General features: G+C 67.3%; 23 protein-coding genes. 8 read left to right on the top strand and 15 right to left on the bottom strand.

Going from position 1 to position 20,355, the window contains the following annotated elements:
- Positions 1–110: 110 nt before the first annotated feature.
- The 9 genes from N5E02_RS00940 to N5E02_RS00900 all read right to left on the bottom strand — a co-directional run bounded on the left by N5E02_RS00940 (position 111) and on the right by N5E02_RS00900 (position 8,019).
- On the bottom strand, positions 111–647 hold the full coding sequence (locus N5E02_RS00940) for a cytochrome b (protein ID WP_065178987.1): 537 nt from the start codon (positions 645–647) through the stop codon (positions 111–113).
- Positions 644–1,747 (bottom strand): catalase family peroxidase, encoded by a 1,104-nt coding sequence (locus N5E02_RS00935; RefSeq protein ID WP_065196038.1) that lies wholly within the window; start codon positions 1,745–1,747, stop codon positions 644–646. Before N5E02_RS00935 ends, N5E02_RS00940 begins: the two co-directional genes overlap by 4 nt.
- A 135-nt stretch (positions 1,748–1,882) precedes the next feature.
- The gene (locus N5E02_RS00930; RefSeq protein WP_279945710.1) at positions 1,883–3,250 is read right to left on the bottom strand and encodes a M17 family metallopeptidase; all 1,368 of its coding nucleotides are present in this window, start codon (positions 3,248–3,250) and stop codon (positions 1,883–1,885) included.
- 3 nt (positions 3,251–3,253) lie between these two features.
- Positions 3,254–3,973: an HAD-IA family hydrolase gene (locus N5E02_RS00925; protein ID WP_053499497.1), complete on the bottom strand. Its 720-nt coding sequence runs from the start codon at positions 3,971–3,973 to the stop codon at positions 3,254–3,256.
- A 31-nt stretch (positions 3,974–4,004) separates the two neighbouring features.
- Entirely contained in the window at positions 4,005–5,114 is a 1,110-nt protein-coding gene (locus N5E02_RS00920; RefSeq protein ID WP_065178990.1) for an AI-2E family transporter, read from the bottom strand.
- Between the two features lie 67 nt (positions 5,115–5,181).
- Positions 5,182–5,643 carry a hypothetical protein gene (locus tag N5E02_RS00915; protein WP_005420550.1) on the bottom strand — a complete coding sequence of 154 codons (462 nt, stop codon included), beginning with the start codon at positions 5,641–5,643 and terminating at the stop codon, positions 5,182–5,184.
- Positions 5,640–6,110, bottom strand: coding sequence for a phage holin family protein (locus N5E02_RS00910; RefSeq protein WP_004153834.1), 471 nt, complete (start codon positions 6,108–6,110; stop codon positions 5,640–5,642). Before N5E02_RS00910 ends, N5E02_RS00915 begins: the two co-directional genes overlap by 4 nt.
- Positions 6,111–6,118: 8 nt before the next feature.
- A complete protein-coding gene (locus N5E02_RS00905; RefSeq protein WP_010486932.1) occupies positions 6,119–6,484 on the bottom strand; it encodes a hypothetical protein in 366 nt (121 codons plus the stop codon).
- A gap of 101 nt (positions 6,485–6,585) precedes the next feature.
- Entirely contained in the window at positions 6,586–8,019 is a 1,434-nt protein-coding gene (locus N5E02_RS00900; protein WP_279945709.1) for a Do family serine endopeptidase, read from the bottom strand.
- A gap of 491 nt (positions 8,020–8,510) precedes the next feature.
- Here N5E02_RS00900 and N5E02_RS00895 point away from each other — a divergent pair, with 491 nt between their 5' ends.
- Entirely contained in the window at positions 8,511–9,398 is an 888-nt protein-coding gene (locus N5E02_RS00895) for a histone (RefSeq protein WP_279945708.1), read from the top strand.
- Between the two features lie 106 nt (positions 9,399–9,504).
- A complete protein-coding gene (locus N5E02_RS00890) occupies positions 9,505–10,197 on the top strand; it encodes a hypothetical protein (RefSeq protein WP_065178993.1) in 693 nt (230 codons plus the stop codon).
- Positions 10,198–10,212: 15 nt separating this feature from the next.
- On the opposite strand, the gene N5E02_RS00885 is transcribed toward N5E02_RS00890, so the two are convergent.
- Positions 10,213–10,572, bottom strand: coding sequence for a DUF1428 domain-containing protein (locus tag N5E02_RS00885; RefSeq protein ID WP_005420538.1), 360 nt, complete (start codon positions 10,570–10,572; stop codon positions 10,213–10,215).
- A gap of 91 nt (positions 10,573–10,663) precedes the next feature.
- Positions 10,664–13,066, bottom strand: a complete 2,403-nt coding sequence (locus tag N5E02_RS00880) for a DPP IV N-terminal domain-containing protein (RefSeq protein ID WP_188239495.1) — start codon at positions 13,064–13,066, stop codon at positions 10,664–10,666.
- Positions 13,067–13,276: 210 nt separating this feature from the next.
- On the opposite strand from N5E02_RS00880, the gene N5E02_RS00875 reads away from it, so the two are divergent.
- The gene (locus tag N5E02_RS00875) at positions 13,277–13,849 is read left to right on the top strand and encodes an Ax21 family protein (protein WP_065178995.1); all 573 of its coding nucleotides are present in this window, start codon (positions 13,277–13,279) and stop codon (positions 13,847–13,849) included.
- A 198-nt stretch (positions 13,850–14,047) separates the two neighbouring features.
- A complete protein-coding gene (locus tag N5E02_RS00870) occupies positions 14,048–14,725 on the top strand; it encodes a response regulator transcription factor (protein WP_032954668.1) in 678 nt (225 codons plus the stop codon).
- Positions 14,726–14,731: 6 nt separating this feature from the next.
- On the opposite strand, the gene N5E02_RS00865 is transcribed toward N5E02_RS00870, so the two are convergent.
- Positions 14,732–15,121, bottom strand: a complete 390-nt coding sequence (locus N5E02_RS00865) for a DUF6165 family protein (RefSeq protein ID WP_005420531.1) — start codon at positions 15,119–15,121, stop codon at positions 14,732–14,734.
- A gap of 178 nt (positions 15,122–15,299) precedes the next feature.
- Between N5E02_RS00865 and N5E02_RS00860 the strand changes: the two genes are divergently transcribed.
- Complete coding sequence (locus N5E02_RS00860; RefSeq protein WP_005420530.1) at positions 15,300–15,998, top strand: TorF family putative porin; 699 nt, start codon at positions 15,300–15,302, stop codon at positions 15,996–15,998.
- Here N5E02_RS00860 and N5E02_RS00855 read toward each other — a convergent pair.
- The gene (locus N5E02_RS00855; protein ID WP_331250375.1) at positions 15,995–17,143 is read right to left on the bottom strand and encodes an MFS transporter; all 1,149 of its coding nucleotides are present in this window, start codon (positions 17,141–17,143) and stop codon (positions 15,995–15,997) included. The two genes, N5E02_RS00860 and N5E02_RS00855, sit on opposite strands and share 4 nt — an antisense overlap.
- Before the next feature lie 144 nt (positions 17,144–17,287).
- On the opposite strand from N5E02_RS00855, the gene N5E02_RS00850 reads away from it, so the two are divergent.
- Entirely contained in the window at positions 17,288–18,175 is an 888-nt protein-coding gene (locus tag N5E02_RS00850; protein ID WP_065178999.1) for a LysR family transcriptional regulator, read from the top strand.
- Here the strand turns inward: N5E02_RS00850 and N5E02_RS00845 are convergent.
- Positions 18,144–18,611, bottom strand: a complete 468-nt coding sequence (locus N5E02_RS00845; protein ID WP_005420526.1) for a DUF1456 family protein — start codon at positions 18,609–18,611, stop codon at positions 18,144–18,146. The genes N5E02_RS00850 and N5E02_RS00845 overlap by 32 nt on opposite strands.
- Positions 18,612–18,695: 84 nt before the next feature.
- On the opposite strand from N5E02_RS00845, the gene N5E02_RS00840 reads away from it, so the two are divergent.
- Positions 18,696–19,184: a hypothetical protein gene (locus N5E02_RS00840; RefSeq protein WP_005420525.1), complete on the top strand. Its 489-nt coding sequence runs from the start codon at positions 18,696–18,698 to the stop codon at positions 19,182–19,184.
- An 88-nt stretch (positions 19,185–19,272) separates the two neighbouring features.
- Positions 19,273–20,025: an SDR family NAD(P)-dependent oxidoreductase gene (locus N5E02_RS00835; protein WP_005420523.1), complete on the top strand. Its 753-nt coding sequence runs from the start codon at positions 19,273–19,275 to the stop codon at positions 20,023–20,025.
- A 98-nt stretch (positions 20,026–20,123) separates the two neighbouring features.
- Here N5E02_RS00835 and N5E02_RS00830 read toward each other — a convergent pair.
- On the bottom strand, positions 20,124–20,355 hold a 232-nt coding region (locus tag N5E02_RS00830), incomplete at its 5' end, for an SPOR domain-containing protein (protein WP_279939951.1).

The following is a 20,355-nucleotide window of genomic DNA, read 5'->3' as shown; positions in this document are numbered from 1 at the left end:
GCTCTGGCGGCGCGTTTCTTTTGGTTACTTTTCTTTTCGCGCGAAAAGAAAAGTGACACCCCCTGCGGTCGCGGAAACGATCCGCCGGGAACTCCCGGCGAACCCGATCATCACTTCTTCCCGCGCGCCATCGCCTGGAACACCCCGTCGCGACGCACCCACAGGTGGAACAACGCCGCACCCACATGCATCAGCACCGTAGCGAACAGCACATACGCCAACAGGCTGTGCGCATTGCGCAAGGCGGCATACAACGCCGGGGTGTGCGGCACGATCGGCGGCAGGTGCAGCCCTCCCCACAACACGATCGGGTATCCGCCGGCCGACAGCATCGCCCAGCCGATCAACGGCATCGCCAGCATCAGCGCGTACAGCATCCAGTGCGAGGCCTTGGCCGCTACCCCCTGCCAGACCGGCAGGTCGGCAGGCAGCGCCGGTGGGCGATGGCGCAGCCGGTTGTACAGGCGCAGCAGCGCCAGCAACAGGATCGCGATGCCCAGCGGGCGGTGCAGGTCGATCAGCGCGGGACGCAGGTGCAGCGAGGCGACCATGGTCACGCCGATGAACAGCATGGCGACGATCATCAGCGCCATGGACCAGTGCAGCACCCGCGCCAGCAGGTTGAAGTGGCCGTTGCCGGTGCTCATCGTGCGGCCTCCTTCGGTTGCTCGACATTGCCGGCGGCGCGCTCGCGTTCACGGCGGTTGAAGGACTGCGAGTACACCGCCGAGCGGGCCGCCAGGATCGGATCATTACTGCCGCGCACCCCACTGGGCAGGATCAGCGGATCGAAGTTGATCTGGCCGCAGGCGCCTTCTTCCTGCGACTGCATGCGGTCCAGGCTGAGTACGCCCGCCACTACCTGGTCACGCGACTCGGGCCACGGTACCGACGGATCATCGATGGCATCGCCGGGCTCGGCGGTGGTCACGACCAGGTTCCAGCGTACCGGGCCGCGGGCCAGGCGCTGCTGCAGTTCCTGGCTGAGGAAATCGACGCTGGCCTGCTTGCGCGCTTCCGCATCCATCTCCACCACCGGCGCCAGCGGCTGCCAGCGCCAGCGCACCGCACGCTTCTGGCCCTGCGCATTGGTGAACCAGAAACTGTTGACGCTGTTGAAAGTGGTGTCGGCCCAGCTGCTGGTCCATGGCGCTGTCTTCGCCCACTGCTGGAACGCCTGCGCACTGGGGTATTTCGCCAGCACTGCCGCCATCTTCTGCGGGTCCGGCTTGCCGGTGGCCGGGTCAGGAATCGAGGCGCGGGTCTGCTCGTAGAACGCCTCGGCCGTGGGTACCGCGAAGAACGGGAAGCTGTTCATCGCCATGCGCCATTCCTGGCCATCATCGCTGACCATCTGCACCGCCAGGCTGCGCACGCGTGCGGTGTTGTCGGCGCCGTAGGGGTCGCCGCCACCGATCGACAGGCGGCCCATCACCGGCACACGCGTCTGCGAGAACACCCGGGCACTGGACAGGGTAGGGGCCTGCGCGCTGGGTTCGAACCAGCCGCTTACGCAGACGCCCTTGCTGTGTGCACGGCGGAAGCCCGGATGGGCCGGGCCGGTGGCCTCGATGGTGTCGGTGAAGCGCTGCGCGGTGAGGCGGTCGCCCATCCAGCCGGCCAGCCAGGCGAAGGCCAGCGCCACGGTACCCAGGATGAGCGCGATCAGCGCGATCCAGAGCAGGGGGGAATGCTTGCGCGGTGCGCCTGGCGTCTGGCCGGCACGGGTGTAGCCGAAGAGCGACATGGTCGGAGTCCTGCCTTCACGGAGCGTGTGGGTGGTCGACCCACACATCCTCGCAGAACCCTTCCAGGCCCGGTATTCAAATTTTCGTCAAGTTTGCCGGGGACGGCGTGCCGACCAAGGTCGGCACCCACCCGATCAGCTGTAACGCGCCTTCAACATCGCCCACGCCGAGCGCAGCGCCAGCGCTTCGCCACCGGCCGGACGGCCCGGGCGTTCACCGTCGTTCCAGGCGTACACGTCCAGGTGCGCCCAGCGCTGGCCGTCTTCGAGGAAGCGTTCCAGGTACAGCGCGGCGGTCACCGAGCCGGCCATGCGCGAACCGGCATTGGCCAGGTCGGCAATGCCGCTGCTCAGATAGCGCAGGTAGGGCCGCCACAGCGGCATGCGCCAGACCGGGTCACGGGTTGCGTCGCCGGCCTGCAGCCACTGCTGCGCCACCGTGTCGTCATTGCTGAAGAGCGCCGGCAGATCCGGACCCAGCGCGATGCGTGCGGCACCGGTAAGAGTGGCGAAATCCAGCACAAGGTCCGGCTTCTGCTCACCGGCGAAGGTCAGCGCATCGCACAGGATCACGCGGCCTTCGGCATCGGTGTTGTCGATCTCCACGCTCAGGCCCTTGCGGGTGGCGATCACTTCGCCCGGGCGGAACGCATCCGGACCGATCGCATTTTCCACCGCCGGCACCAGCAGGGTCAGGCGCACCGGCAGTCCGCGCGCCATCACCAGGCCGGCCAGGGCCAGCGCATGCGCGGCGCCGCCCATGTCCTTCTTCATGTTGCGCATGCCGTCGGCCGGCTTGATGTCCAGGCCGCCGGTATCGAAGCACACGCCCTTGCCGACCAGCACCAGTGCCGGGTCGGTTTCCTTGCCCCAGCGCAGCACCACCAGGCGCGGCGCGCGGTGCGACGCGCGGCCCACGGCGTGGATGGCCGGGAAGTTCTGCTTCAGCAGTTCATCGCCGGTGATCGCCTCGACCTGCGCACCATGTGCATCGGCCAGTGCACGCGCGGCGTCTTCCAGCTGCTGCGGCCCCATGTCTTCGGTCGGGGTGTTGACCCAGTCGCGCACGCGCAGGCTGGCGGCGATCAGGTCGGCCACTTCGCCGGACGGTGAGGCCACCAGCTGCGCCGGGGCGCGGTTGCGCTTGCGGTAACGGTCGAAGCGGTAGCTGCCCAAACCCCAGCCCAGCTGCAGCAGCGCCTGTTCGGCGGCAGGCAGTTCATTGGCCAGCTGCCAGACACTGCCTTCCGGCAGCGCGTGCGGCGCATGCGCATAGCTGTAGGCATCGGCGCGATCACCGACACCGATCACCGCGCCGGCCAGGCCCTCACTGCCGGGCAGCAGGGCCACGCTGTGCGCACCGGCAGTGAAACCCTGCGAGGCCAGCCAGGCCTGGGTGGCGGCCGGTTGGCCGTCCTTCCAGGCGGCGAACTGCTCGCGGTCCAGCACGTACAGCGGCAGCGCCGCGGTGGTGTCGGCGGTGAAACCAGTGATCTCGCTCATGCGTCAGGTACTCCGGGATGCGGCGGCGTCGAGGTTGGCGTCCAACCAGTCGGCCAGGCCGGTGAGGGTGTCGAACTGCAGGTCCGGCTGCAGTTTCGGATGGGTCCAGGTGGCTGCTTCGCGGTTGATCCAGCACCCGCGCAGGCCGGCGGCGATCGCCCCGGCCACGTCCATTTCGGCGTGGTCGCCGACATGCAGTACCTGTGCCGGCGCCACACCCAGTCGGGTGCAGGCGGCGTGGAAAATGCTTGCCTCCGGCTTGGCCGCGCCGTGTTCGCGCGCGCCCAGCTGGAAGGCGAAATGATGCGCCAGGCCGATCCGCTCCAGATCGGCGTTGCCGTTGCTCAGCGCTGCCACCGGCACCCGCGCGGCAATCCGCGCCAGCGCATCGATCGCATCGGGATAGCACTCGACCTGGTTGCGCGCGGCGTAGAACGCTTCGTACGCTGGCTCCAGCAGATCGAGGCTGGCGCCACTGGCGTGCAGCGCTTCGTGCAGGGTCAGCCGGCGCAGTGCGCTCAGGTCGTGATGGAGGTGCGGATGGGCGTGGTACAGGCGCTCGCGCAGTTCGCGCATTGCCGCCACCGGATACATCGCGGCGGTGGCGGGGCTGTGTTCACGCATCCACTCGTGCAGGACCAGGTCGATGCGGGCGCCAATCGGAGCGAACGGCCACAGCGTGTCGTCAAGGTCGAGAGTGATGGCTTGGACGGGGAAATTCACCCCGCCATTCTACGCCTGCCCGCGCGGGCTTTCATTCCAGCAGCCGTGCCCAGCCCTGCATGCCTTCCAGCCGTGCCAGCACCAGCTTGATGCAGACCAGCAGCGGCACCGCCAGCAGCAGGCCGATCATGCCCCAGGCCCAGCCGAACACCATCAGCGCCAGGATCAGCACCAGCGGCGACAGCTTCATGCGCCGGCCCAGCACGATCGGGGTCACCATCTGCCCTTCCAGAGTGTGCAGGGCCAGGTACGCGGCCGCCGGCAGCAGCGCCTGCAGCGGGTCGCGGAATTCCACGAAGCCCATCAGCAGCATCAGTGCCACGCCGATCAGCGGGCCGACGTACGGGGCAAAATTCAGCAGCGCAGCCACCGTGCCCCACAGCAGCGCCTCCTGCAGGCCGATGCCGAGCAGCATCAGCACGCCTGCGAACACCAGCCCGACCAGGGTGTTGATCACGCTGATGGTCAGCACGTAGCGCGAGACCTCGCGCTCGATCGACCGCAGGATGTCGGCGGTGAAGCGCTGCTGCTGGCGGTTCGGGAACAGCGCGATTGCCGCGCGCTGCAGGCTCTGCCCGTAGATCATGAAGAACAGGGTCAGCAGCACCACGGCCAGCACCGAGGCGGCAAGCCGTGGCGCGCGGGTCAGCATGCGGTACGGGTCGTCGAGCTGGGTGCGGATCACCTGCACCTTGTGGTTGCTGTCGCCGCCGGCGACGCGCGCGAAGTTCTCCGCCGCCTGGTTGGCCTGCTGCACCGGCTTGGTCAGGTCCTGCACCTGGCGGGCGACCTTGCGCAGCTGCTGCGGGGCTTCCTGCGCCCATTCCATCGCCGGGCCGATCAATTGCACCGCCAGCGAACCGGTCACGCCCAGGCCGGCGCCGAGAATCAGCAGCGCGCCCAGCGCGCGCGGAATCCACAGTTTCTGCAGCAGGCGCAGGATCGGGTTGCCGACCAGTGCGAAGAACATCGCCAGCAGCACCGGCAGGATGATGTCCTGCGCAGCCCACAGCGTGTAGCCCACCGCCAGGGTCGCCAGCACCACCAGCGACATCGGCCCGCGTGGGCGAGACGGAGGCGGCAGCGGTGCCTCCGGGTCCTGCGGATCGGCTGGTGACAGGGACAGGGAGGACTCGCTCATCGACGCATCAGCCGGAAAGGGGAGCGCATTATCCGCCGGCCGCGATCGGCGCGGCGGATTCCATGGATCAACGTTCGGACAGTTCGGTGGCGGCTTCGGCCGGGCGCGGTTCGCGCGGCTCCGGTTCTGCGGCGGGCCGTGGCGCCGCCGCTGGCGCGGGCCGTGCGGTTGATGCCGATGCGGCCGCCTGTGCCTGTTCGCTGGCGTTGTCGGCTTCTTCGGCCGCATCGTCGGCGGTAGCCGCCGCCTGCGCCGCCATCGCCGTGGCGAACGCTGCCTGCGCACTGGCGAACAGGTTCGACACTGAACCCACCATCTGCAGCCAGCGCGCACCGTTGACCTTGCCCGGCATTTCCAGCTTGCCGGCAATGAAGCCACCGGCCAGGCCCACTACCACAATGCGTAGTGGCGACCAGCCCTGGCGCCAGACCTGGCTGAGCGTGGACCAGTGGTCCTGGGTCTCGACCAGACGCACGGTCACCACCTGTTCGCAGCGCTTCACCCGCCGCTGCAGCGCACCGAACTTCATGGCTTGCCCTCTGGCAGCTGCACATCGGCATCGGGGTCGTCTTCGCTGGGCTCGTCGAACAGGCCCAGGCGGGACAGCTGGCGCCGGGTGGCGTGCATGCCGGTGTGGTGGAAGAAGTAGGACACCCGCCAGATCGCATAACCGGTGACGGCCAGGCTCAGCAGCGAGGTGATCAGCAGCGCCTGCAGCCAGCTCAGGCCCCAGCTCTGCAGCAGGGCGATGAGGGTGGCGGCCATCAGCAGCCAGGCCGACGCACCAAATACGATCGCTACCCCGGCCCAGGCCAGTGCACGGCCGAATGCGCTGCGAGCCAGCGCGAAGTCGGCCGAGGCCAACCGGCGCAGCGAACGCAGCGAGTGCTTGGCCGAGTCGGCAGCGGCACGACCGGCCGCGCCGACCTGGCGGATGCTCTCATCCAGCGGCGGGGTAGCCGCCGGATCAGGGGCTTGCGCGTTGTCTTCGCTCACGCCGCGGCTTACTTGTCGCTGCTGCCGCGGGCCAGCTTGGCGATGATCCAGCCGGCAGCGAAGGCCACGCCGAACGAGGCCAGCGGACGTTCGCGGATCAGCTCGGCGGCGCTGTCGATCAGGTCCTTGCCCTTGTCCATCAGCGCATCGACCTGCTCCTTGGCGGCGGCACCACCAAACTCGGCAGCGGCCAGGCCGGACAGCGCGCTGTCGGACAGCTCAGCCTTGACGTTGGCCTTGCCGATGCGCAGTTCGTCGGTCGCGGCTCCGGTGGCGCCCTTGATCGCACCGCCGGCGGCGCTGGCGGCCTGCTTCAGGTGGGAACCGGCTTCACCCAGGTGTTCCTTCAGGTTTTCGGTATTGGTGGGGCTCATCGAATCACTCCTGTTGCGATGGGGGAACGGGCGTCGGCGGTGCCGACCTGGACGGACAGCAATAGCATTGCCGGGGTATAGGGGGTGTTACGGCAGGGCGATCAGCGCATCACGAGCTGGCCCTGCTGCTGGCCATTGTTGCGCAGCACGCGCACCACCAGGGTCGGCGGGCGCTGCTGGAAATTGGCACGCCAGCTGGCCAGGTCGGCGAATTCGCCCACGGTGGCGTCGGTGATGATGTCGCCCTGCTGCAGGCCGTTGCTGGCGGCGCGGCTGCCGCGCTTGACCTCGCTGACCAGCACGCCGCCGACGCCAGACTGCCGCAGTGACTCGGGCAGGTCGACGAAGGTCGCACCGGTCAGGCGCGGGTCCAGGCTCTCACCGGTGACCGCGCGCGCCTGTTCCTTCAGCGTCGCCTTGATCTGCAGTGGCTTGCCTTCACGGCGTACGTCCAGCGTCATCGCGCTGCCGACGGCCGCCAGGCCTTCCACGTTGTGCAGGGCCTCGGCGCTGTCCACGCGCTGGCCGTTGGCCGACACCACCACGTCGCCCGGCTTCAGCCCGGCTGCGGCGGCGGCCGAACCGGCCAGCACGCGGGTGATCAGCGCACCGCGGGTTTCGCCCAGGCCCAGGCCCTGCGCGATCTGCGCGGTCAGGTTCTGGCTTTCCACGCCCAGCGTGCCGCGCACCACCACGCCGTGCTTGACCAGCTGGTCGACCACGCTGCGCGCCAGGTTGGAAGGAATCGCCAGGCCCAGGCCGATGTTGCCGGCCATGCTGCCCTGCGGATTGAAGCTGGCGGTATTGATGCCGACCAGCTGGCCCTGCAGGTCGACCAGCGCGCCACCGGAGTTGCCCGGATTGATCGACGCATCGGTCTGGATGAAGTTCTGGTAGCCCAGCCCGCGGATGCCGCTGCGGCCCACCGCCGAGACGATGCCGGACGTGACCGTCTGGCTGAAGCCGAACGGGTTGCCGATGGCCACCACGAAGTCGCCTACGCGCAGCTGGTCGCTGTTGCCGAGCTTGATGTCGGTCAGGTTCTGCGCCGGAATGCGGATCAGCGCGATGTCGGTATCGCGGTCCGAACCGAGGAACTCGGCCTTGACCGTGCGCCCGTCCGCCAGTGTCACCTGGACGTCATCGGCGTTGTCGATGACATGGTGGTTGGTCAGCACCAGCCCCTCCTTGGCGTCGATGATCACGCCCGAGCCCAGCGATTCGTTGATGCGTTCCTGTGGGATATCCGGGAACAGGCGGCGGAAGAACGGGTCGTTGAAGAAGGGGTTGCGCACGCGCACCACTTGCTTGGTATTGACACTGACCACCGCCGGCATTGCCTTTTCCAGCATCGGTGCCAGCGACGGTACCGCCTGACCGGCCACCGAAGCCGGCAAGGCCGCCGTGGTCGGCAACACCGCCGGCAGCGGCGCGGCGTCGGCACGGTTGTCCAGGTGGGCATTGATGCCGGTGGCAACGAAGCCACCGAAGGCGGCGGCGATTGCGAGCGTGAGCAGGGTGGGAAGCGGTCGCATGGGAGTCGGTTCGCTGGCGTGGGTGGGGGCTGTTCGGGCCTACGGTAAAACAAGCTGAATGAGTGTGTCGCGATCTGGATAAATGCGCCATGAAAACGGGGGCCTCGAAGGTGGGAGCGCGGGGGCCAAAAGCGCGGTTGTGGTGACACCCGGGCAGGTGATGGGTGCGCCACTCAAGGCCAACGCGCGCCGCACTGGCACAGGCGGATACTTGCGCAGTTCCGCGCAGGCGGGTGCCGCAATGCGCCACGACGGATGCCGGACGCTGCGTCCGTGCATGTGCGCGCGACGACGGCCAGACAATGCTGGGTTCGCGTGGCGCAGTACTGAAAAAAAGGGGTTTGCTGCGAACCGCAGGTGGCAACGGGGGCTGCTGCGTACACCATCGGCGTCGCAACAGATGCGATTGCTGGCACATGCCCCGTTCCACGATCGTCAATGTCGGTATAGCATCGCCCCGTTTTGATACTTAAGGCCCGCAGGAGGGCAACATGAGCAACGGTAATGGTGTGTCGGTCGTGACCGACGCTGTCGAGAACGTGAAAGAAACCGCCACCAACGTCGGCGAGACCATCGCCCACGCCGCCGAAGACGCAGTGAAGTCGGTCAAGAAGACCGTCAAGCGCGCCAGCAAGGCTGCCGGTACCCGCGTTGCCAAGGCCAAGAAGGCCGTGGCCAAGGTCGAGAAGACCGTTGCCAAGAAGGCCGAGAAGGCTGCCAAGTCGGTTGGCAAGACAGTTGCCAACGCCAAGAAGAAGCTGGAAGCGGCCAAGAAGAACGCCAAGGCCGAAGCTGCTGCCCTGAAGAAGGAAGTGGCGAAGAAGAAGGCGGCTGCGGGCAAGGCCGTGACCAAGAAGGCCGCCGCTGCCAAGAAGACCACCAAGGCCGCCACCAAGGCTGCCGGCAAGAAGGTCGCCACCGTGAAGAAGGCCGCCACCAAGAAGGCTGCTGTCGCGAAGAAGACCGTTGCCAAGAAGACCACGGCCGCCAAGAAGGTGGTTGGCAAGAAGGTCGCCACCGCCAAGAAGGCTGTGGCCAAGAAGACCGTCGCCGCCAAGAAGGTTGCCGGCAAGAAGGCAGTGGCTGCGAAGAAGGTTGTCGGCAAGAAGGTTGCCGCCACCAGGAAGGTCGCCACCAAGAAGACCGCCGCCGCCAAGAAGGTTGTCGGCAAGAAGGCTGCCGTCGCCAAGAAGGCCGTTGCCAGGAAGACCACTGCTGCCAAGAAGGCTGTCGGCAAGAAGGTCGCTGCGACCAAGAAGGTCGTCGCCAAGAAGGCTGCACCGCTGAAGAAGGTCGCCGCCAAGAAGGCTCCGGCCAAGAAGGCTGTTGCCAGGAAGGCCCCGGCCAAGGCCGTGCGCAAGGTCGCCAAGCGCAAGTAATCGCGCCGTGACCGAAGGCCCTGCCGCCCACCGGGTGGTGGGGCCTTTCGCGTTTTCGGGGCGCGGTCTGGGGCAAGATGCAGATTCTTCCCGCCGGAGCCCCAGCATGCGCGGTATCGATTTCAGTTCCTGGCAGGGCGTGCTGTCCACGTTGGCCGGCCTGGTCCTGATCACCCTGCTGGGCGTGGGCATCCGCCTGCTGGTGATGCAGACCCTGCAGCAGCGTCGCGAGCGCGAGAACCGGCAGATCAACGAGCGGCTGCGCACACTGATGGCGGCCTACAAGACCCTGGGCGGTTCATTCACTGGTGAACTGGGCGTGGATCCCAGCCATCGCCGTGATCTGCGCCAGCGCGAAGCGGCCGAAGGCATCGCCGAACCGCGTTCAGATCGAACGCGCCGCATCCGCGATGCGGTCGAGGCCGCGCTCTCGGACATCCTGTTGCTGGGCACCGACGAACAGGTGCGGCTGGCCGCGCGCGCTGCCAACGAACTGGCACAGGGGCGACCGGTGCATACCCACGAACTGGTGGTCTCGCTGCGCGACTTCGTGCGCGAAGCGCTGGACCTGGCGCCGATTCCTCCCGACCTGCGGATTCCGCCGCAGGGGCCGACCCGCCCCGCTGCCAGTGGTGGCGGCAAGGGGCGCAACGATGGCGATGCCAAGGGCGGCCGTGCGGGTGGTGGCGGAGGTGGGGGCGGCGGAATGGGCGCTGGCATGGGCGGCATGGGCCTCGGTGCCGGCGCCGCACTGGGCGCCGGCCATGCCGCTGCCAGCGATGAAACGGACGCGCGCTGAGCACGTCCGCCGGGTTCAGCGGGTCAGCTCGTAGATCGGCACGAAGCCGCCGTAGATCATCCGCGCACCGTCAAACGGCATCGGATTCTTCGTTGGATCAAACCGCGGGTCTTCCATCATCTTCTTCATACCGGCGTCGCGGGTCGATTTGTCGGGCCATTCGATCCAGGAAAACACCACCGTCTCGTCCGGCGTGGCTTTCACCGCGCCGAAGAAATCGGTGGTCTTGCCGTGCGGCACGTCATCGCCCCAGCACTCCACCACGCGCAGTGCGCCGTACTCGATGAAGACCGGATCTCCTGTGCGTGCATGGGCGAGGAACTTCTCCTTGTTGGCGGTGGGAACCGCCAGGACGAAACCATCGATGTAGCTCATTGCCAGCCTCCGGATGGACCGTGCCACATGCACGGCCTTCAAGTACACGACGAACCAGCGCGGCGGGGATCGACATCCCGCGTACGCCTGTTCAGCCCGGGCCACCCGGGAGCGGGGCCAGCGCCGTATCCGGTGGCTGCTGGCCGGCCAGGTGGCGCACGAAGTAGTCCCACATGCGGTGCGTATAGGTGGCGTCGTTGCGGAACAGTTCGTGGTCCTGTCGAGCCAGGTACAGCAGGTCGTAGCGACGCTGGGCCTTGTTCAGGGCCGCGGCCAGCTGCAGGGTCAGCGCGGGTGGCGCGTTCTCGTCCAGTTCGCCATAGACCAGCAGCAGATGCCCGCGCAGGTTGCTGGCCAGCGCCGCATTGTCGAGACCGGCAAAGGGGGCCGGCACGCCATCGGCCATGGCTGTAGCTGGCACCACGCCACCGAACAGCCGGTCCATGCCGTGCAGGGCGCCGCCGTACATGCCCTGGAAATTGTGGCTGCCGGCCGAGGCCACGGCCACCCTGTAGAACGCGGGGTAGCGCAGCAGGGCACGCGCCGCGCTGTAGCCGCCGAACGAATGCCCATAGATGCCGACCCGCTGCAGGTCGATACCCTGGTAGCGTTCGCCCAACTGGCGCAGTGCGGCCACATGGTCATCGAGCTGTACATCGGCGCCGTGCAGGAAGCTGCTGTCATGGAATGCCTTGTCGCGGCCGCCGGTGCCGCGGGCATCGATGCTGACCACCACGAAGCCGAGCTCGGCGAGGCTGGCGCGGGATACCGGGTTCTGCGCCGAGACCGCTTCGGCATAGGTGACCGGCGCATTGCTGATGAAAGCACCGCCGTACATCGCGTCGATCACCGGGAAGCTGCCGTCATCGCGATAGTCGCGGGGCAGGTAGATGGTGGCGAAGATCGGCGTGCGCCCGTCGGCGGCCAGCAGCCGCTCGCGCCGTGGCGGCCGCCAGCCAGCAGTGACGACCGCCTGCGTATCCGCAGCCTCCAGCACCATCACTTCGCGGCCATCGTCGCTGGCGCGCAGCACCGTGCGTGGCGGCTGCGTGAGGCTGGACACCGTATCCACCAGGTAGCCACCGCCGGGTGACAGCGCTTGCGGTGCACGTCCACCGAACAGCATGCCGGTGCCCGCATCAACCAGGTGGTCGTCGCCATCGGCGGCCAGGCGCTGCACCGCTCCGCCGTGCAGCGGTACCCGGTACAGGCCACGCACGTAGGGATCGCCGCCCTCGACACCGCCGGCACTGAAGTATGCCCAATCGCCTGCGCTGTCCACGCCGAGCAGGTCCCGCACCGCCCACCGGCCGCCGGTGAGCTGGCCCATCACCTTGCCGTCGGACAGGCGCACCCGGTACAGATGGCCCCAGCCATCGCGCTGCGAGAACCACACGGCGGTGTCCCGGCCGGGCAGGATTGCCACCGCTGGCCGGTTGTAGGAATACACGTTGAGCTGCAGGCGGGTATCACTGGACTCCTCCAGCACGGTGCGCAGCGCACCGCTGCCGGCGTCGATCTCTACCAGGCGCAGGCGCCGTGGCATGCCGAAGTGCGCCATCGCGGCGTACAACCGGCCACCGTCCCAGCCCAGGATGCCCGCCTCGCTCAGGATGTTCCAGCCCTCGGGCAGGGTGATGTCCTGCTGCCGGCCGCTGCGTACATCGACGATGTACAGGCTGTCGCGCACCTGCTGTGCATCGCCCAGTACCCCCAGCTTCACGGTGTGCACGCGTGGGCGCGCGCTGTTGGCCGGCGTGCTTTCCAGATAGGGGTAGTCCTGCAGCGCACGCTCGTCGTAGCGGATGCCGGCCACGTAGCGGCCATCCGGTGACCAGCCGACCGCAAACGGCCGCACCGGCATCCGGCCCTGGCGGCGCGGAATGCCGCGGAGGGTGAAGTCCGGCAGTACGCCATAACCATGACCGGGTTCGCCGCCGGTGGTCAGTGCCCGTGCCGCCGTTCCGGGCGACTGCAGCCACAGATTGTGGTCGCGCACCTGCAGCCAGGCATCGCCAGCGGGCGAAAGCAACGCATCTGCCGGCGGCATCGCATCCTGCGACGGCGCGCATTGCCAGCGCGGCCACCGGCAATCGATCGGCGCCTCGCCGCTGAATCGCAGGCGCAGGCCATCGTCGGTTGCCTGCACGCTGGCCAGTCGCAGGCGTGGCCCGCTGGCACCGAAGGGCGCCACCGCGCTGTCCAGTGCGGCGGGCTCGAACAGGACCTCGCCAGTTGCCTGTAGCGGGTCGACCAGTACCGCCTGGCGTCGACCGCGTGCATCCTCGCGCTCATACCAGAAGCGGCCATCGGCCAGCCAGTTCGGCACGACCGAGGCATTGCGCAATGCACCGCGCAGGTGGCTGTCGTGCACGCGCTCGGCGCGCTGGTAATCAGAAGGCTGCAGTGGCTGAGCCGATACAGTGGAACACCCGTCGATGAAGGCGAGGACGACAGCGCAGAGCGGGAACCGCAGCGGGGCAGGCACGTGCAAGGCAACCTCCTGTTGCAAGGGTCAGCGGAACTCGAATGCACGCGCGCCGCGCGCGTATGCCAGATACAGCCTGAATCAAGCCAAAAAATTCAGCAATGCGAAGGCTGCTGTTTTCAGGGAGCGTTGTGGCGAATAACGGAGAATTTACATTCCCGATGCGATGGCGCCCTGGCGCTGCTGCACACCATAAGAAAGTAAAGGTGTACCCCCATGAAGAATTCGCTGATTGCTCTGGCCCTGGCCGCTGCCCTGCCGTTCACCGCCTCGGCTGCTGAGAACCTGTCCTACAACTACGCCGAAGCCAACTACGCCAAGACCGACAACGACGCGTTCAAGTCCGACGGTTGGGGTGTGAAGGGTTCGTACGGCTTCCTGCCGAACTTCCACGCTTTCGGTGAGTACAGCCGTCAGGAATTCGACCACACCAACGTCAAGCTGGACCAGTGGAAGATCGGTGCAGGCTACAACGTTGAAATCGCTCCGAGCACCGACTTCGTTGCCCGCGTTGCCTATCAGAAGCTCGACCAGAAGCATGGCCTGGACTTCAACGGCTACAGCGCTGAAGCCGGTATCCGCACTGCCTTCGGCGCCCACGCCGAGGTCTACGGCATGGTTGGCTACGAAGACTACGCCAAGAAGCACGGCGTGAATCCGGAAGGCCAGTGGTACGGCCGCCTGGGTGGCCAGGTCAAGCTGAACCAGAACTGGGGCCTGAACGGCGAACTGAAGATGAACCGCGACGGCGACAAGGAATACACCGTCGGCCCGCGCTTCAGCTGGTAACTGCTGTTCCGGCGCGCCTGCGCGCTGGAGGCGTCTCGACAGGCCCGGCTCTTGCCGGGCCTGTTGCGTTTGTGGCGGCGCGAAACAAAATGCCGTCTGACTGGTGGCGCACGCGGGCCGAGCATTGCAAGGAATTGGATTCCGCCGCTGCGGGCACCGGCCTACGGTGGATGTTCCATGTTGCCTGGACAGGCCGCGATGCCACCGACACTCCCGCCCCTGCGGCCTGATCGGCCACGACGCCTGGCGCTGCTGGATCCGCACCCGGTACTTCGGTTGGGCGTGGAAGTTCTGCTCCGCCAACACAGTGGTGTGCAGGTGCGCGTGAGCCTGTCCAACGAGGCGCACCTGCTGCAGCTGCTGGAGCGCAGCCCGAGGTGTGTCGACCTGCTGCTGATCGATGCGCTGCCGATGGGCGACCTGGGCGATGGATTGGCCCTGCTGCGCGTGCTGTCGCAGCGCTGGCCGGCGCTGCCGGTGCTGGTGCTCTCGGCGCACTGCAACGCCAGTACGGTGACCACCGCGATGCGAGCCGGCGCGCGCGGCTTCCTGTCCAAGTCGATGCCACCGGAGACGTTGCTGCGCGCCATTGACGTGGTCGCTCGCGGAGGGCGCTTCGTGCCACCGGAACTACGCGAGGAGCTGAAGCTGCCACGCACACGCCGGGTATCTGCACCGGTGCTGACGCCGCTGAGCCAGCGCGAGCGTGAAGTGCTCGGGTTGGTGCTGAAGGGCGTCAGCACCAGTGAAATGGCCCTGCGCTCAGGGCGCTCGGCCAGCACCATCAGCTCGCAGAAGACGTCGGCCTACCGCAAGCTCGGCATCCGCGGGGATGGTGACCTGTTCCGCTTCCGCCACCTGCTCGAATGCGGCTGAGCGGCCTTACTCGCCCTGGTACTGCTTCTCTTCCACCAGCGCCGAACCGGCCACGCGGTTGATCTCGTTCTTCACCTGCACGCGCTCGCCATTGGTGCCATAGACACCGCGTGCCAGCTGGATGAACGCATCGTCGAACTCCTGGGCCGCTTCCTTGTCGCGCAGCTGGTCCTGGATGTCCCACATGCGTTCGTTGATCGCCTTCAGCTGCTGCTTCAGCGCGTCCAATGCCGGCTGCGCCTGCAGCTGCTGCTGCAGCAAGGGCAACAGGCCATCCAGTTCGGTGCGCACGTTGGCCAGCTTGGCAGCATCGTCGATGCGCTCGGCCTTGATCTCGAGAATGGTGATCTTGTCGATCAGCTCGCCGATCGATACCGGGGTCAGGATGGCGTCCACGTGGTTGGTTCCTGGAAACAAGGCGCCATGATACCGCGCGGCTGGCACGTAGCCTCCATCCACGGGATTTACGCCGAATTTGCGCTGCAGGCCGGGCAGCGCCCTCGATCCGTTACGGCGGCGCCCCCGACACTGCCGTCCCGGCGGCGCGATCGCCTTCGACGAGGAACACAGTGCAGTGAACAGCAAGGAGACGATGGCGGCGCTGGTGGCCGCCCTGGCAGGGCTGCTCGGGATCGGCAGCGCGCAGGCACAGGTGCAGGCCAGTGGCAGTGCTGCATTGACCAGCGACTACGTGTGGCGTGGCAGCTCGCAGAGCGATGGCGACCCGGCGGTGCAGGCCGGCGCGAAGGTCTCGATCCCGTCGGGATGGTACGCCAGCGTGTGGGGTTCGAACGTTTCGTTCAAACCGGACAATGGCGCGCGCAGCGAGTTCGACCTGGTGGCCGGCTGGTCCGGCGCACTGGCGCCGGCCTGGAACCTGGATGCGAACCTGACCCGCTACGTGTACCCGGGCAGCGGCCGCACGCTGGACTGGACCGAACTCAACACCACGTTGACCTGGAAGCAGCGTGCCTGGCTGCAGGTCGCCCATTCCAGCGATGCACTGGCCGGTGGCCATCGCGGCACCTATGCCCAGCTGGGTGTGCGTGTGCCGCTGCACGAACGCGTCCGCCTGGAAGCGGCGGTGGGCCAGTACTGGCTGGCCACCGCGCAGGGCCCGGACTACCTGCATGGCCAGCTCAGTGCCATTGCCACGCTGGCCCCGGCATGGGAGCTGCGTGCCACCGTGCACGACACCGACAGTGCGGCCAAGCGCCTGTTCCCGGGTAACGCCGGTGGACGCTGGGAGCTGGCGCTGCAGGGCAGTTTCTAATTCGACGATGCCGCCTGGCGCGCACGCAGCGCGCCGGGCAGCCACAGCAGCAGGGCCAGCACGGCTACGGCGGCACCGGCCACGCAGACACCGGTCCAGCCGAAGCGCTGGTAGACCTGTGCAGACAGCAACGAGCCCAGCGAGCCGCCGATGAAATAGCCGGTCATGTAGCCGGCATTGAGGCGGTTGCGTGCCGCAGGCTGCAGCGCATAGATCAGGTTCTGGTTGCTGACATGCAGCAGCTGCGCGGCCAGGTCCAGCACCACCACGCCGACCAGCAGCGCCAGCAGCGAGTGGGCCGACAGCCCCAGTGGCAGCCACGACAGCAGCAACAGCGCCAGTGCAATGGCGGTGGCACGTCCGGTCTGGCCACGGTCGGACATGCGACCAGCCAGACCCGCCGCCAGCGTCCCGGCCGCACCGACCAGCCCGAACAGGCCGATGGTGGCGTCGCTGTAGGCGTACGGCGGTTGTGCCAGCAGGAATGCGAGCGGGGTCCAGAAGATCGCGAACATGGCGAAGCTGCAGGCCCCCAGCAGCGTGCGCTGGCGCAGCACCGGTTCCCGCACGAACAGCTCGCCGATGGAGCGCAGCAATGCGAAATAGCCAAGGCCGGCGCTGTGGTGGAATCGCGGCAGGCCGCGCTGCAATGCCAGTGCGGTCAGCACCAGGGTGGCAGCGGCGATCGCGTACACCAGGCGCCAGTCGCCCAGGCTGGAAAGCAGGCCGGCCACGGTGCGCGCCAGCAGGATGCCCAGCAGCAGGCCACTCATCAATGTTCCGACCACGCGGCCACGATGTTCCGGCGCGGCCAGCGTGGCGGCGAACGGCACCAGCACCTGGGCCACCACCGAAAACAGGCCGGTGATCGCGGTGCCCACCAGCAACCAGGTCAGCGACGGTGCGCAGGCACTGATCACCAGTCCGCCCGCCGACAGCAGGCTCATCACCACGATCAGGCGGCGGCGTTCGAACAGGTCACCCAGCGGCACCAGCAGGATCAAGCCGGCGGCATAGCTCAGCTGCGCGGCGGTAACCACCATGCCGACCTGGCCGAACGGCACGCCGAAGGCGTCGGCGATGGTGTGCAGCAGCGGTTGCGCGTAGTAGTTGCTGGCCACGGCCACGCCGGTGGCGACCGACATCAGGAGCACCTGCCAACGGTGCAGAGGGGGAAGGGACGGGCTCACGCGATGTTCCAGGAAGCGGGGGGGCACAGTGTCCGCCTGCTGCGATCATGATGGAAATGAATCATCATCATCCATGCCATCTGAAAACAAGATAGTTGTATGAACCTCAAGCAGCTCGAGTTCGCCGTGGCGCTGGCCGAGGAGGGCAATTTCACCCGTGCCGCCGAGCGCTGCCACGTGGTGCAGTCCGCGCTCAGCCACCAGATCGCCCATCTTGAACAGGAACTGGGTGCCACGCTGTTCGAGCGCCTGCCGCGCCAGGTGCGGGCCACCGCCGCCGGCGAGGCGTTGCTGGTGCACGCACGCCAGGTGCTGGCCAGCCTGCGCCACCTGCGCGCCGACGTGGCCGCCGTCAGTGGCGAAGTGCGTGGGTTGCTGGCCATCGGGCAGATTTCCTCGCTGACCGGAATCGACGTTGTGGCGATGCTGGCGGCCTTCCAGCGCGTGCACCCGCAGGTGGAGTTCCAGTTGCGCGTGGACAAGAGCGAGGACCTGATCGCGCAGGTACAGTCGCGCGCGCTGGATGTGGCACTGGTCGGCCTGGCGCCTTCGGCAGCGCTGTACGGTGTCTGCCATCAGGTGCTGCAGGAGGAGGATCTGGTGGCGGTACTGGCGCCATCGCACCGGCTGGCCGGGCGCAAGCGGCTGCCATTGGCCGCACTGCAGGATGAAGCACTGGTCGACTTCCCGCGCGGCACCGGCGCACGCCGGCAGACCGATGATGCTTTTGCCGCAGCCGGACTGCCGCACACGGTCCGTTTCGAGGTCAACCTGATGGAACTGGTCGAGCGCTTCGTCCGCCATGGGTTGGCGGTCGGCATCGTGCCGGCATTGATCGCCGATGGGTTTCAGGGCGTGGTGCAGATTCCGCTGCAGCCGACCCCGACCCGGCGCGTGCACCTAGTCTGGCAGCGCCTGCCGACACCAGCGGCGCGGGCGTTCGTCGACGCCGTGCTCAACCGCGCAGGCGCAGGCTCAGGCCCTTGAGGAAGTTGCGCAGCATCTGGTCCAGGCAACGCCGGTAGTTGGCGTGCCCGGGTTGGCGGAACAGCGCGCCCACTTCCGACTTGGAGACATTGAAACCTGCGCTGGCAAAGATCTCCATCAGGTCCACGTCGCGCAGCTGGAACGCCACGCGCAGCTTCTTCAGCACCAGGTTGTTGTCGATGCGGGTCTCCACTGCGCGCTGCGGCTGGCTCTCGTCGCGGCCACGCAGGTGCACGATCAGGCCGTCGAGGAAGTGCGCCAGCGCGCTGTCGTTCATCGCCTCGAAACCGGCTTCGTCCTCGCGGCGCAGCCAGGCCTTCACCTGCCCGGTATCCACGGCAAAGGCCGGGTCGGCCATCTGGCACAGGGCGACCACGTGCTGGTCACCCAGGTCCAGGGAGTAGCGCACGCTGCGCAGGACATCATTGTTGATCATGGCCCAATTGTACCGGCCCCTGGCGTGTCACCGGACTGTCATCGAACTGCAGCATCGTGAGCACTCGTTCGCTGGGACCCTTGCATGCGCCGGTATCTGTTTTCCGCACTACTGCTCGCCGGCAGCTTCGCTGCCTTCGCCCAGGACCGCTTCGTACCCGTCGAGCGGCGCCTCAGTGCATCCCAACTGGCCGAGGTCGGGCTCAGCCCAGCGCAGTTGCAGGCGTTGAACCGGGTACTGCGCGAGGCAGAGAGCACGACCGCTGCGTCGACGGCAGCGGTGGCCCCGGTCGCTGCGCCGCTGCCTGCCAATGTGCCGGCACCGGCAGCAATGCATCTGGGCCTGGATGACGAACCGGTCAGTGCCCGTGTAGTCGGAGAGGTCGCAGGCTGGCAGCCCGGCACGCTGTTCACTCTTGATAACGGTCAGCAATGGCAGGTGATGAAGGGACAGATGAAGCTGCGCAAGGTGTTGCAGTCGCCGCAGATCGCCGTTGTTCCTGGAATTGCCGGGCGCTGGTTCCTGCAGGTCGACGAAGACCTGCCCAAGGCCAGAGTGTTTCGCGTGCGTTGAGCCGGGGGGACGGCTGGACGGCGGGCAACTCAGGACGGGCCGGGAATGCCAGAATGGGCGTCCGGTTTTTCCCCCCTGGAGTTGCCTGATGACCCGCACTGTCCTGATTACCGGCGCCACGTCCGGCTTCGGCGCCGCCGCCGTCCACCGCTTCGCCCAGGCCGGCTGGAAAGTGATCGCCACGGGCCGCCGCAGCGAACGCCTGCAGCCGCTGGTCGAGCGCTACGGCAAGGACGTGGTGCACGCCGCCGCCTTCGACATCCGCGATGCGGTGGCGATGGAGGCGGCCCTGCTGGCGCTGCCGCCGGCCTTTGGCGAGATCGACCTGCTGGTCAACAACGCTGGCCTGGCGCAGGGCACCGCGCCGGCACAGAGCGCCACGCTGTCGGACTGGACCACGATGATCGACACCAACATCACCGCGCTGGTGACCCTGACCCACCGGCTGCTGCCGCAGCTGGTGGAGCGCAAGGGCGCGATCATCAACATCTCGTCGGTGGCCGGCGTCTACCCGTACCCGGGTGGCAACGCCTACGGTGGCACCAAGGCCTTCGTCAGCCAGTTCTCGCTGGGCCTGCGTTCGGACCTGCACGGCACCGGCGTGCGCGTGACCACGATCGAGCCGGGCATGGCCGAAACCGAATTCACCGTGGTACGTACCCATGGCGACCAGAACGCCTCGGACAAGCTCTACAGCGGCGCCAACCCGATGACCGCCGAAGACATCGCCGAGCAGATCTTCTGGGTGGCCAGCCTGCCGCCGCACCTGAACATCAACCGGCTGGAGCTGATGCCGGTCAGCCAGTCGTTTGCCGGATTCCAGGTCGCCCGCGAGGGCTGACCGGAGTTGTATCGCTTTTTGCAGAGTCGAGCATGGCTCGACTCTACAGAAACAAGAAAGCCGGGCACTGCCCGGCTTTTTCATTCACATCGGCAGGCTTACTGCGCCTTGATCGCCATCGCCTGCAGGCCGGTGCCATCCAGCTTCTGCTTGGCTTCGGACAACTCGCCGGCACTGCCGTACGGGCCCATGCGCACGCGGTACACGGTCTTGCCGTTGATCTGCGCCGACTCCACGCGTGCCGCCAGGCCCATCATGGCGAGCTTGGCCTTGGTGGCTTCGGCGTCACCGGAAGCCCCAAAGGCTCCTGCCTGCAGGATGTAGCGGGCG

Source organism: Stenotrophomonas sp. GD03777, assembly GCF_029842485.1.
Lineage (GTDB): Bacteria > Pseudomonadota > Gammaproteobacteria > Xanthomonadales > Xanthomonadaceae > Stenotrophomonas > Stenotrophomonas sepilia.
The sequence above is the reverse complement of the archived record's forward strand: the minus strand, read 5'-3'. Positions and strand labels throughout refer to the sequence as shown.